At 50.0% G+C, this 12633-nt stretch carries 11 protein-coding genes; 7 read left to right on the top strand and 4 right to left on the bottom strand.

The window, feature by feature from the left end; all coding sequences use genetic code 11:
- Positions 1–7 precede the first annotated feature (7 nt).
- Positions 8–892, bottom strand: coding sequence for an AraC family transcriptional regulator (locus LEUMU_RS0119400; RefSeq protein ID WP_022953967.1), 885 nt, complete (start codon positions 890–892; stop codon positions 8–10).
- 187 nt (positions 893–1079) lie between these two features.
- Here LEUMU_RS0119400 and LEUMU_RS0119395 point away from each other — a divergent pair, with 187 nt between their 5' ends.
- The 4 genes from LEUMU_RS0119395 to LEUMU_RS0119380 all read left to right on the top strand — a co-directional run bounded on the left by LEUMU_RS0119395 (position 1080) and on the right by LEUMU_RS0119380 (position 3725).
- Positions 1080–2240: an iron-containing alcohol dehydrogenase gene (locus LEUMU_RS0119395; RefSeq protein WP_022953966.1), complete on the top strand. Its 1161-nt coding sequence runs from the start codon at positions 1080–1082 to the stop codon at positions 2238–2240.
- Between the two features lie 86 nt (positions 2241–2326).
- Positions 2327–2974 (top strand): glutathione S-transferase family protein, encoded by a 648-nt coding sequence (locus tag LEUMU_RS0119390; protein ID WP_022953965.1) that lies wholly within the window; start codon positions 2327–2329, stop codon positions 2972–2974.
- Positions 2975–3048: 74 nt separating this feature from the next.
- A complete protein-coding gene (locus tag LEUMU_RS0119385; protein WP_022953964.1) occupies positions 3049–3303 on the top strand; it encodes a type II toxin-antitoxin system Phd/YefM family antitoxin in 255 nt (84 codons plus the stop codon).
- Positions 3303–3725: a type II toxin-antitoxin system VapC family toxin gene (locus LEUMU_RS0119380; protein WP_022953963.1), complete on the top strand. Its 423-nt coding sequence runs from the start codon at positions 3303–3305 to the stop codon at positions 3723–3725. The genes LEUMU_RS0119385 and LEUMU_RS0119380 overlap by 1 nt, the downstream gene beginning before the upstream one ends.
- A gap of 12 nt (positions 3726–3737) precedes the next feature.
- Here LEUMU_RS0119380 and LEUMU_RS0119375 read toward each other — a convergent pair whose 3' ends face one another.
- A complete protein-coding gene (locus LEUMU_RS0119375; protein ID WP_022953962.1) occupies positions 3738–4160 on the bottom strand; it encodes a VOC family protein in 423 nt (140 codons plus the stop codon).
- A 155-nt stretch (positions 4161–4315) separates the two neighbouring features.
- On the opposite strand from LEUMU_RS0119375, the gene LEUMU_RS0119370 reads away from it, so the two are divergent.
- A complete protein-coding gene (locus LEUMU_RS0119370) occupies positions 4316–5881 on the top strand; it encodes an exonuclease domain-containing protein (protein WP_022953961.1) in 1566 nt (521 codons plus the stop codon).
- 129 nt (positions 5882–6010) lie between these two features.
- Entirely contained in the window at positions 6011–6487 is a 477-nt protein-coding gene (locus LEUMU_RS0119365) for an FKBP-type peptidyl-prolyl cis-trans isomerase (RefSeq protein WP_022953960.1), read from the top strand.
- Positions 6488–6603: 116 nt separating this feature from the next.
- Here the strand turns inward: LEUMU_RS0119365 and LEUMU_RS0119360 are convergent, their stop codons facing one another.
- A complete protein-coding gene (locus tag LEUMU_RS0119360; RefSeq protein ID WP_022953959.1) occupies positions 6604–7104 on the bottom strand; it encodes a DUF4112 domain-containing protein in 501 nt (166 codons plus the stop codon).
- A 178-nt stretch (positions 7105–7282) separates the two neighbouring features.
- Entirely contained in the window at positions 7283–8353 is a 1071-nt protein-coding gene (gene fbaA / locus LEUMU_RS0119355; protein ID WP_022953958.1) for a class II fructose-bisphosphate aldolase, read from the bottom strand.
- Positions 8354–8636: 283 nt separating this feature from the next.
- Between fbaA and cobN the strand changes: the two genes are divergently transcribed.
- A complete protein-coding gene (gene cobN, locus LEUMU_RS0119350; RefSeq protein WP_022953957.1) occupies positions 8637–12578 on the top strand; it encodes a cobaltochelatase subunit CobN in 3942 nt (1313 codons plus the stop codon).
- Positions 12579–12633 lie beyond the last annotated feature (55 nt).

Genomic DNA, 12633 nt, shown 5'->3' with positions numbered 1-12633 from the left:
ACCCCACTCAAGCGGCACACCGCGTTTGCGACGGAGGGAAGCCAAAGAAGCGCTTATACTCCCGACTAAACTGCGAAAAGCTGTTATAGCCCACTTTAAAACTGGCCTCATTCGCCGTCATACCCTGCTTTAACAGCACTTGCGCTTTCTGCAATTTACTCGACTTGATGTATTGCATCGGCGGCACATGCATTAGCTGTTTAAACGAGTTAAAGAAAGTCGTTTTGCTCATATTCGCCAGCTCAGCCAATTCCTGAATTTGAATCGGGTTGCCCATATTATCGTGGATGTAATTCACCACCCGCGAGATCGGTTGAATGCCGCCATACTGGTTCAGCAACATACGCAGCGCATAGCCGTGCTCACTGGTCAGCATGCGATAGTAAATTTCATCAACGATCTGCTCACCTAAAATCTCGGCATCCAACTTATTGCCACCCACCTCCAGCAGTTTGATAAACAAACCCACCAGCTGATCTTCCGCTTTACCAATCATCAAACAAGAGCATGGGGCACATTTACTCTCAGGCTTGGCACCTTCCAGCCGCTCAATGCGCAGCACCATGTCCGCTAGGCGCACTAAATTAATTTCCAACGCCGCTGATAGTAATGGCATCTCGGGGTCAGCCGTGACCACCTCAGTACTCACCGGCATCGGCAAGAAGTTAATAAAGAAATCGCCCGCTTCATAAGTCAGTGAGCAATCACCCACATGGCAGCGCTTGGCACCCTGCCCGACTAAACAAATAAATGGCTCGTAAAATGCCGGCGTTTTTTCATGGGTTTGTGACGAACGAAACACGCCCACGCCCTTGATAAATGAGGAAGTGAAGCCATCTTCTGTGGCATAGCGGGATATCATCTGGTTTAACTGTGTGATTGGCTCGGACATGGTAAGCACCGTTATAACTGTATCGAATAAGTTTACCCTGCCCGCCAACAAGACGCACTTTAAACACAGCTAAAAAACCGAAACCCGAACGATTGTGCATGATAAAAGGCATTTTATGTATACAAATATCTTCATTATAGAACTATAGTGCACACATACATAATGACTTCATAGTAAGGACGACAACATGCTGGATTTTGATTTCTACAACCCGACTCATATCGTATTTGGACAAGACCGCCTCGCAGAGCTGGATGTTCTGGTTCCTGAAGACGCCAAAGTGATGATCACTTATGGCGGTGAAAGTGCTAAAAAATATGGCACCATCGGCAAAGTACGCGATGCACTAGAAGGTCGTACTCTAATCGAGTTTGGCGGCATTGAGCCAAACCCACGCTTCGAGACATTGGCTAAAGCGGCCAATATCGCTAAAGCAGAAAACGTCGACTACCTGCTCGCCGTTGGTGGTGGTTCGGTCATGGATGGCACCAAGTTTATCGCGCTGGCAGCTAAAGATGAGTCTGGCGAATATCAAAACATGCTGTTCCACGGTTTCGCGCCGGTTCCTGCAACCGATGCATTGCCATTAGGCTGCGTAGCCACACTGCCAGCGACTGGTTCTGAAATGAATATGGGTGGCGTGATTACTTATAACGGCCAGAAATACCCGTTTATGTCACCGTTGGCATTTCCAAAGTTCTCAGTCCTTGATCCAGACCTGACGAAGACGCTGCCAAAAGAGCAAATCGCTAATGGTGTCGCGGATGCATTCGTTCACGTGATCGAGCAATACCTGACTTACCCAGTCAACGCCAAAGTACAAGATAGATTGGCTGAAGGCGTACTGAAGACACTGATCGAAGATGGCCCGGTGACACTGGCTGACAACGATGATATGGATGCGCGTAAGAACTTCATCTGGTCGGCAACCATGGCGTTGAATGGCACAATCGGCGCGGGTATGCCGCAGGATTGGTCAACACACATGATCGGTCATGAAATGACCGCACAGTACGGCATTGCACACGGCCGCACGCTGGCGATTATTCTGGCTAACGTAATGCGTGAGCGTAAAGCGCAGAAGCACGCGAAATTGCTGCAATTTGCAGAGCGCGTTTGGGATATCACTGACGGTACTGACGATGAGAAAATCGATCAAGCCATCGACAAGACTGAAGCCTTCTTCAACTCGTTGGGCATCGTCACTAACCTGACGCATTATGGCATTGATGACGCCGGTATCGATAAGATCGTAGGCAATATGGAAAAGATGGGTTTGACTGCCTTGTCTGAAACCGGTGATCTGACTTTGGATATTGTACGTAAGATTCTGGTAGCGACGAAGTAATCGCCACTAAGCAATCTACAATTGCAGCGCGCATCCTTATAATCAGGGCTGCGCGCTGCATTGCCATTTAAGAATCAGGAGATACCATGAGTATCAAACTAATTAGCTTTCCGATCTGCCCTTATGTGCAACGCTCTGTGATGTTGCTAGAACAACTGGGCCGCGAATACGAAGTCGAGTACATTGATCTGGCCAATCCGCCGGAGTGGTTTTTAGCGCTATCGCCGCTGGGCAAAGTACCGGTCATGCAGGTGGATGACACCGTATTGTTCGAGTCGCACGTGATTCTGGAATACCTGAATGAAGTTGCGGATAGTAACCGCCATCCCGCTGATCCGCTGGAAAAAGCCCGTCACCGCGCCATGATGGAATTTGGCTCTGCGATGCTTGGCAGCCAGTGGATGACGATGGCAGCGAAAGACGAAGCGCATTTAAACAAGCACCTCTCCGCGCTTAAAAGCCAGATGGCAACACTGGAAAGCAGCATTGCCGCAGCGCCGTTTTATGCCGGTGATGAGCTGAGCTTAATCGACTTCTCGTTCGCGCCATTGCTGCAGCGTTTGGAAATTGTTAAGCGTCACTATATCCCCGATTTGTTTAATGGCTTCCCAAAGGTCAAAGCATGGACTCAGGCACTCATTGAGCTGGATGTGCTGAAAGCATCTGCCGTACCAGACCTTGAAGCGCGCATTTTGAAAGCCATGAAGGGTATGGATTCTTATTTGGCGGCTTAGGGTTTAGCGGTAATAGTTGATACCTCCTGAATTAAAGTAGTAACATATCTACATTAACTCAGGAGGTTAAACGAATGATCACTCATTTAACAAGTCGCGAATTTAACCAAGATGCCAGCGGTGCAAAAAAGGCAGCCATCAACGGCCCTGTTTTTATCACTGACAGAGGCAGACCTGCTCACGTGCTTCTAAGCATTGAGGAGTACCAGCGCATGACTGGAAACCTGCAAAGCATTGTTGACTTACTCGCCATGCCAAATGCCGACGATATTGATTTCGAACCGCCAAAGCTCCCGGGCAAGCTGTTTGAAGTGGCGGACCTATCCTGATGTATTTGTTAGATACGAATGTCATTTCAGAATTGCGCAAAGCAAGTACGGGTAAGGCCAATCCTAATGTGGTCGCTTGGGCCTCAGGAATACCAACCAGCCAACTGTATATTTCAGTCATCACCCTACTAGAATTGGAAATGGGCATATTAGCCATTGAGCGAAAAGACACTGCTCAAGGTGCCATGCTGCGGTATTGGTTGGAGAGTAACGTACTACCTGCATTTGCTGATCGCACCCTTGTCTTTGACACCAAGGTTACACGCTGCTGTGCTGGTTTGCATGTGCCTGACAGACGCTCCGAAAGGGATGCGATGATTGCGGCAACCGGCAAGGTTCATAATATGACTATCGTGACGCGTAATGTGAAAGACTTTGTTGATACTGGCACCACGTTATTAAACCCTTGGGATGCCAGCTGAGTTAAGCAATTATCAGGCTGTTCTAGCAACCATTGGGTGATTTGGGCTTAGCTGCAATAAATCCCAGCGGTTGCCATATAAATCTTCAAAGACTGCAACCGAGCCATACTCTTGAGTAGTTGGTTCGCGGATAAACTTCACACCGACCGACTTCATGTGCTCATAGTCACGCTGAATATCATCGGTACTCAAAAATAAGAATACGCGACCACCAGTTTGATTACCCACGAAATCCTGCTGCTCTGGTTTTGAGGCTTTGGCTAATAGCAATGTGGCACCGCTGGAATTTGGTGGTGCAACGACAACCCAGCGCTTATCTTGCTCCGGTTGGTAGCTGTCTTCGATTAATTCAAACTTTAGTTTATTAACGTAGAAGTCGATTGCTTCATCGTAGTCTTTAACGACTAGGGCGACGTGGATAAGGTTTTGTTTCATAGCAGCTTCCTATTTGGGTATATTTTAAACTCGCTTTGCGGCAAGCGGTTTAGGATCAAGCCGCTTAGCTCCACCGCATTTTGGCGGGTTTCTATAAATCGAACAAAAAACAGTACACAATAGGCAATACTTGAGGTTAAGGGCAACGCCTATTCATGACTGATCAACTAGACTGGATTCAACCACGCGAGCAAGCACCGCGCAAAGTACTTTCCGAAGGATTTCCTGAGCAGATGGTGCTGTTAGACCTTGAAACAACCGGCGGTAAAGTTACGTTCCACCGCATTATCGAGGTTGGTTTGTTGATCGTAGAGCACGGTAAAATCGTTGAACGCTGGAATACGCTCGTTGATCCTGAAATCCAAATCCCACCATTTATTCAAAGCCTCACTGGGATTAGTCCCGGCTCGCTGAACAACGCGCCCCTATTTGCGTCTATCGCTGAAGAGCTGTATGAAAAGCTGCAAGGCCGTGTACTAGTTGCCCACAATGCACGGTTTGATTATGGCTTTTTAAAAAATGAGTTTAATCGCGTCGGCATTAAATACAGCACAAAACCGCTGTGCTCAGTCAAAGTCAGCCGCAAGCTGTTTCCGCAATTTAAACGGCATGGGCTGAGTGAAATTATTAAGCGCTTTGAGTTTGCTGTCGAAAACCGCCACCGCGCGATGGATGATGCGGAAGTCATCTGGAAGCTGTTTCTAAAAGCCGGCCAGCTCTATGACGACCAAGAAATCGGAGCGGTCTGCGCCAGTTTATTGAAGCGCCCTGCACTGCCCATGCACCTTGATGCTGCGGAAATCGACAAGCTACCCCGCACGCCGGGCGTGTATTATTTTTATGATACGCAAGGCCAGCTGCTGTATGTGGGTAAGTCTGTGAATATCCGCGACCGCGTGATGAGCCATTTCAACTCCGATCATAGTAACTCGAAAGACTTGCAAATGAGCGGCAAGATTGCGCACATTGATTTCAAAAAAACACCCACCGATTTGGGCGCACAGCTACTGGAAAGTCGTGAAATCAAAGCGCTCAATCCCTACTTCAATCGCCGATTAAAGAAGGTCACACAGCTCTATCAATTCCAACTCACGCGCGATGAATTGGGCTATGACTGCATGCGCATTGTGATGGTAAAGGAGACCGCAGATAACGCTCAACTCTCTGGCCAATTTGGACTCTTCCGAACTCGCAATAAAGCCATCGAACGACTGGAAAAACTGGCAATACATTACTTTCTTTGCCAAAAGCTATGCGGCTTACAGCCTAGCGAAAAACCTGCTCAACGCACGGCCTGTTTTGGCTATCAACTCAAGCGTTGCCTTGGCCCGTGCTGCCAGCAGGAAACCCCGGATGTTTATAACGAGCGGGTGGCGATTGCGATGAAGGAGCTGCGTTATCGGGTGTGGCCATGGCCGAGTGCTATTTTGCTAGAGGAGCGTGGCGAAGGCGAAGATAACACCGCATGGCATTTGTTGAATGAGTGGCGCTATATCCGTGCCGTGCGCAGCCAAGACGAGTTATATGAATTGGGCTTTCGCTTTGCCGAATCTCAAACGACGGATTTGACGAAGGCAAATGATCCGACGGAGGATGAGCCTGTTGATTTTGATCTCGACACGTATCTGATTTTAGTGCGTTTCTTACTGAACCCAGATCTGAAAAAAAGTAATCATTTAAAGGTGCGCGTATTACAGGCGGTGGATTCATTATACAATTAAAAGATACCGGCACTGGCAAAATGGCTGCAGCGTCTGATGCATCAATTACTGCATCCTAACGTAACGAATCAGGGCATAATATCGCCCCACTCTATTATCATTGATAAAAATTACTTAAGGGCGAATTTTATGACATTCAAAACACTGCTTTTGGCGACAAGCACTCTATCGGTATCCCTATTTTTAGCCGCTTGTGGCGGTAACAGCAGCCATGACAGCAAGCCTACGGAAACAGCGGCTCCAAGCATGTCTCAGGAAAATGCTGGCTTCCAAAGGCTGGACTCTGTTGTGGGAACGGGTGCAACTGCTCAAGCTGGGCAAACCGTCACCGTGCATTACACCGGCTGGTTATTTGACGCAGGTGCTACCGACAACAAAGGTAAGCAATTCGATAGCTCTGTCGATCGCGGCAAGCCATTTGTATTCCCACTGGGCGCGGGCCGAGTGATTAAGGGCTGGGACAATGGCTTTGAAGGAATGAAAGTGGGTGGTAAGCGTACACTGATCATCCCGTCATCGATGGGCTACGGTACGCGCGGTGCGGGCGACTCTATTCCACCCAATGCGACGCTGCTCTTTGATGTCGAGTTATTAGGCGTTAAATAACAACCTTGATCAATACGCCCTTCCTAGCATTCGAGGTACGGGCGTTTTGACCACTACAGACCGCTATTAAACGTTGTTAGGAAAAAATGCCCAACCCTCTTCGTTGACAGCGAGACTCAAAACAACCCAATCACAAAACCCAGCATTTTAAATATCGCCCAAATCGTCAGCAGCATAATAAAAAACAACGCCATCAAAAACACAATCACCGACATAAAGCTGCGCTCGGTTGTGTCCTCTGGATTCTGCAAATACTCCTGCATCAAGCGTACATTTCTGCGATTAGATTTGAAGATAAAATCAAAAATATCACCCACTATCGGAATGACCCCGATCACCCCTTCGATGACCATATTCAACACCATGCGCGCGATCACGAAAATCGGCAGGCCCATTAACAGTGCTTTAATGATGATGTAACCGGAGATCAAACCTGCTGCAACATCGCCAATGCCGGGGAACAAACCAATAATGCCATCGAGGCCAATGGTGCGATTGGTGCCGGGAATTCTGATCGAACTATCAAGTAGCCATGCCAGCCGCTCCAGCCCTTGCAGCTTGTGCTGGTTTTCAGCGTATTTGGCACTTCTAGCGCTGGCGGATGATGACGAATTCATAGGCTGCTCTCATAATTTTGGATGTGACACAGTATAAAACAGATAGGGATGACTGTGCTTATCACTTATCAAAAGTGTATATAGCGTAGTTATCGACAGCAACAAGCTGTGGTTTTCAGATACAAAAAAGCCCGCCATTCCCATCTCAGGAAACAGCGGGCTTTAACACTCAAGCAGCTTACTTATTGCGACCGATACAATTCAGGTCAGCAAATGAACGCTCAAGGCGCTTCACAAAATACTCTTCACCAGCGCGCAATACTTTGCGTGGGTCGTAGTATTTTTTGTTTGGAAGATCATCGCCTTCAGGATTACCAATTTGCTCAGCAACGTAGTCCTTATACTTCGCGTAGTAATCGCGAACACCGCAGTTAAAGGCCCACTGCATATCCGTATCCAAGTTCATTTTGATCACGCCGTAGTCGATCGATTTGGCGATATCTTCTGGAGAGGAGCCGGAGCCACCGTGGAATACAAAGCTCACAGGCTTAGTGCCCGGTGCGCCAATCTGCTCTTCAACGTAATGCTGCGAGTTTTCCAAAATACCAACGGATAGCTTCACATTGCCTGGGCGATACACGCCATGCACGTTTCCAAATGCTGCTGCGATGGATACGTTTTTGCTGATTTTGCTCAGCTTTTCGTAGGCATAATATACTTCAGTCGGGTGCGTATAGAGCTTGCTGATATCCACATTGGAGTTATCAACACCATCTTCTTCACCACCGGTAATGCCGAGCTCGATTTCCAAACCGATTTCGATTTTACTCATGCGGGTCAGATAACGCTCGCAGATCTCAACGTTTTCTTCCAGCGTCTCTTCAGACAGATCCAACATGTGAGAACTGAACAGCGGCTTGCCATTTTTCGCGTAGTATTCTTCTTGGAAATCAAGCAGGTGATCAATCCAAACGATGTTTTCCAATGAGCAATGGTCCGTGTGCAGTACAACTGGCACGCCATATAACTCTGCAACCTGATGCACGTGCATTGCCGCGGAAATACAACCAGCTGCGGCCGCTTTCATATTATCGTTGCTTAAGCTTTTACCCGCATAGAAATGTCCACCACCAAAAGATAGCTGAACGATAACCGGCGACTGCACTTTAGCAGCGGCCTCCATGATGCCATTAACCGTGCTGGTGCCAACGGCGTTTACACCGGGTAAAGCGTAGCCATTTTCTTTAGCATCTGCATACAAATCCATTAATTCTTGGCCATATAACACGCCAGATCGAAATTTACTCATAATCGTCTATTCTCAGCTCTCGGAGGGAATGGTCAATATGGTTAGCATTGGTGATGGTGCATTGGCTCCGCCGCTAACCCCTTTTTTATACGGATGATTATAGCGCTTTTAATGCGCCTGTTCCTTAGTTAAGAATAACCAATGAATATCATCAATGTGTAATAGGGTATCAGGAAATTGTGACATCCCGATAATATTAACCGACGTAATCACCCAAGAAACCGCAATTTACTCAACCTATTGTTATACTCTCAGCTCTTATTTTCCGGCACGAAAAACACCCATGCACCTGCTAAAAGCACAACCCGGCGGATTCGTCGATGAAGAAGGCATCATCGACCTAGAACAAACACCAGCCCCCATCGTGGTGCTATCTGCTGCAGACAGCAGCCTAGCCGCCCTCGCCCAAGCCGTCGAAGCCCTACCTGCCGACTTCCCCGAGGTGCGTTTAGCCAACTGGATGCAACTGCTCAAACCGGCCGCTTTTGATTTATACCGCGATAAAGTGCTGGATAAAGCGCAAGTCATCGTCGTGTCATTACTAGGTGGCAGCAGCTACTGGCAATACGGTGCGGAGATGCTAGAAGAGTGGCTCAAAGCTGCACGCCCAAATCGCCCCAGACACCTTATTGTCGTATCCGGTGATGACAGCGTTGATCCAGAATTGGATGCACTCAGCTCATTAGATTCCGACGGCGTACATCGCGTCTGGCGGTATTTACGTGAAGGTGGCTTTGCTAATAGTCAGCAGTTGTTTCGATACTTGGGTGCGGAATGTTTAGGGCATGATGCGGTTTGGCAAGAGCCACAATCATTACCCCGCTGCATGCTGTATCTGCCTAATTCGAAATACGCACAAGCCAGCTTTAGCGAATGGAAAACCCGCTGGAAAAATAACGGCAGCACCGCACCTACAAACTCCAATGCATCAACTGCATCAACTGCATCAACTGCATCAACTGCATCAACTGCATCAACTGCATCAACTGCATCAACTGCATCAAATTCTAACGCGCCTGATTCATTCATCGCCACCAATGTCTGCGTCGTGCTCTTCTACCGCAGCCACCTACAAAGCGGCAACACCCGAATGTTCGACCAACTCATCGAGCGCCTCGAAGCCCACGGCCTACACCCACTCCCCATCGCCGTCGCTTCACTCAAAGACCCGGAATCCATCACGCTAGTCAACGCACTCATCGAACAGTCCGATGCCAAGCTGATCCTCAACACCACCGGCTTCGCCAGCAACACCGTCGCCAGCCCCGACCTTAGCGCCGAGCCAACACATTTCCAGTCACCCTTCGCCCGCAACATTCCGGTACTGCAACTCATCCTATCCGGCAGCACGCAAGACGACTGGGAAAGCTACACCCAAGGCCTACGCAGCCGCGACATCGCCATGCAAGTCGTGCTACCCGAAATGGATGGCCGCATCATCACGCGCGCCATTAGCTTTAAAGCCGAAAGCCGCTGGAGCGAACGCGCACAAATCTCTGTGATCAGCTACCAACTGCACCGTGAACGTGCCGACTTTATCGCCCAGCTATCTCGCAATTACCTGCGCCTCACGCTCAAGCCCAATCCACAAAAACGCATCGCGCTGATCCTCGCCAACTACCCCACCAAAGACGGGCGAATCGGTAATGGCGTGGGCTTAGACACACCCGCCTCTACCATCAACCTATTGCAAGCGATGCAGCAAGCAGGCTACCCCGTCACCAATATTCCCGAGGATGGCACCGCGCTCATCAATGAATTACTCGGCGCTGTCACCAATAACCCCAACACCCTGCACACGCTCCCTTGCTGGCAAAGTTTAGCGATAGAGGAGTACATGCAGCACTTCCAGCAACTGCCTGAGGCCAATCAAAAAGCCGTTTGGGAGCGTTGGGGGCCACCGGAAAATGATCCCAAACATCGCCAAGGTCGCATTATGCTGGCGGGCATTCGCTTGGGTGAAACCTTTATCGGCATCCAACCGGCGCGTGGCTTTAATATGGACTTACAAGCCAATTACCACGACCCTGATTTGGTGCCGCCACACAGCTACCTCGCCTACTATTTCTGGCTGCGTCACACCTACCAAGTCGATGCCATTATTCACGTCGGCAAACACGGCAACCTCGAATGGCTCCCCGGCAAAGGCGTGGCGATGTCAGAACAATGCTGGCCAGACGTTGCGCTGGGTCCAATGCCACACTTCTACCCGTTTATCGTCAATGACCCCGGCGAAGGCGCACAGGCAAAACGTCGCACCCAAGCCGTTATTATCGACCACTTAATGCCACCAATGACTCGCGCCGAAACCTATGGCGAACTCGCCCAACTGGAAGGCCTTGTTGACGAATATTATCAAGCGATGGGAATGGACGTGCGCCGTGAGACATGGCTACGTGAGAAAATATTAGAACAAGTTGAAACCACCAATGTGCTGCAAGAATTACCCGGCGTGGATGGCGATGACGAGGCGGTATTAGATGCGCTCGACACCTACCTCTGCGATATTAAAGAAGCACAGATTCGCCATGGATTACACATACTCGGCGCGCTGCCAGACACTGATAAATTAGCCGATACACTGGTGGCATTGTTGCGACTACCGCGCGGAAAATCCGCGCACAGCCAAGGTATTTTACACGCCATCGCTGCCGACTTTGGGATACCTTACGACCCTTCGGAAGACAGCGCAACGAAGTGGACGGACGCTCAGCCGGAGCTACTCAAACAACAAACCGAACGCCCGTGGCGTACTCATGGTGATACCCGCGAACGGCTGGAGTTATTAGCCAAAGACTGGGTGCAGGACTACGTGCTGGAACGCCCCACGTTGGCAGGCTTATCTCCCGACTTTCCACAAACGGCGGCCTTATTCGATTACACGCGTCAGGTGCTGATGCAGGCGCTAAACACTAGTGCAGAGCAGGAAATACAAGCGATTATCCACGGACTCGGTGGGCAATTTATCGAACCAGGGCCAAGCGGCGCACCGACCCGTGGGCGCCTCGACACACTGCCCACAGGTCGCAACTTTTTCTCGGTCGATAACCGCTCCATTCCTTCACCTGCGGCATGGGCCATCGGCCAACTCTCCGCGCAAGCACTCATCGAACGACACTTGCAGGAACACGGCGACTACCCGCGCCAACTCGGCCTCTCGGTGTGGGGAACCGCCACCATGCGCACCGGCGGCGACGACATCGCGCAAGCCTTTGCACTCATGGGCATCAAACCTGTTTGGGCAGAAGGCTCACACCGCGTGATCGACTTTGAAATCCTCTCCAACCAGCTACTGGGACGACCGCGCGTTGACGTGACCTTACGGGTATCGGGCTTCTTCCGCGATGCCTTTCCCAATGTGATGAAACTCTACGACGCCGCGATTCAGGCACTCGCCAACTACGACGAAGTGCTGGAAATTAACACCATTCGCGCCCACATCGAACAGCAAACCAGCACGCTAATCACTGACGGAATGAGCGCCGATGAGGCCAATCGCCAAGCCAGCTACCGTGTATTTGGCAGCAAACCCGGAGCCTATGGCGCGGGACTGCAAGGCTTGATCGACGAACGCTGCTGGGAAACCCGCGACGACTTAGCCGAAGCCTACCTCAACTGGGGCGGCTACGCCTACGGCAATACGGCGGGCGATGGCGTGGAGGCGCGCGATGCCTTTGCCAACCGTCTCGGACAGCTCGAAGCCGTGGTGCAAAACCAAGATAACCGCGAACATGACTTGCTGGACTCCGACGACTATTACCAGTTTCAAGGCGGCATGACCAATGCGGTGACTAGCTTGAGTGGGCACGCGCCAGCGGTGTATCACTCTGATCATTCTGATCCTGAGCGGCCGAAAATTCGCACGCTAAAAGAAGAGCTGAATCGGGTGATTCGTTCGCGACTGCTGAATCCAAAGTGGATCGAAGGCATGCGTGAGCATGGGTATAAAGGTGCGTTTGAAATGGCGGCTAGCGTGGACTATCTGTTTGCTTATGATGCTACAACGAACTTGATTGCGGATTATCAGTATGAGGCGGTCAGTGATGCGCTGGTGTTTGATGAAGAGAATCGGGCGTTTTTGGAGGAGCATAATCCGGCGGCGTTGGAGGAGATGGCTGAGCGGTTGTTGGAGGCGGTGCAGCGGGGGTTGTGGGAAAGTCCTAGGGAGTATCAGGAAAGGTTGCAGGGTGTGTTATTGGAGATTGACGAGGGAACTGAGTCGTAAACTAACTTAGTGCTTTAAGGAGCTCCTTTATAAGACTAGCTCAGTGACATGAAAA

Source organism: Leucothrix mucor DSM 2157 (genome assembly GCF_000419525.1).
GTDB classification, from domain to species: domain Bacteria; phylum Pseudomonadota; class Gammaproteobacteria; order Thiotrichales; family Thiotrichaceae; genus Leucothrix; species Leucothrix mucor.
This window is presented reverse-complemented; position numbering and strand designations above follow the sequence as displayed.

What these genes read in the sequence shown, in the direction of transcription:
- LEUMU_RS0119400 (WP_022953967.1), bottom strand. Translation starts at nt 892, where the DNA reads ATGTCCGAGCCAATCACACAGTTAAACCAGATGATATCCCGCTATGCC.
- LEUMU_RS0119395 (WP_022953966.1), top strand. Translation starts at nt 1,080, where the DNA reads ATGCTGGATTTTGATTTCTACAACCCGACTCATATCGTATTTGGACAA.
- LEUMU_RS0119390 (WP_022953965.1), top strand. Translation starts at nt 2,327, where the DNA reads ATGAGTATCAAACTAATTAGCTTTCCGATCTGCCCTTATGTGCAACGC.
- LEUMU_RS0119385 (WP_022953964.1), top strand. Translation starts at nt 3,049, where the DNA reads ATGATCACTCATTTAACAAGTCGCGAATTTAACCAAGATGCCAGCGGT.
- LEUMU_RS0119380 (WP_022953963.1), top strand. Translation starts at nt 3,303, where the DNA reads ATGTATTTGTTAGATACGAATGTCATTTCAGAATTGCGCAAAGCAAGT.
- LEUMU_RS0119375 (WP_022953962.1), bottom strand. Translation starts at nt 4,160, where the DNA reads ATGAAACAAAACCTTATCCACGTCGCCCTAGTCGTTAAAGACTACGAT.
- LEUMU_RS0119370 (WP_022953961.1), top strand. Translation starts at nt 4,316, where the DNA reads ATGACTGATCAACTAGACTGGATTCAACCACGCGAGCAAGCACCGCGC.
- LEUMU_RS0119365 (WP_022953960.1), top strand. Translation starts at nt 6,011, where the DNA reads ATGACATTCAAAACACTGCTTTTGGCGACAAGCACTCTATCGGTATCC.
- LEUMU_RS0119360 (WP_022953959.1), bottom strand. Translation starts at nt 7,104, where the DNA reads ATGAATTCGTCATCATCCGCCAGCGCTAGAAGTGCCAAATACGCTGAA.
- fbaA (WP_022953958.1), bottom strand. Translation starts at nt 8,353, where the DNA reads ATGAGTAAATTTCGATCTGGCGTGTTATATGGCCAAGAATTAATGGAT.
- cobN (WP_022953957.1), top strand. Translation starts at nt 8,637, where the DNA reads ATGCACCTGCTAAAAGCACAACCCGGCGGATTCGTCGATGAAGAAGGC.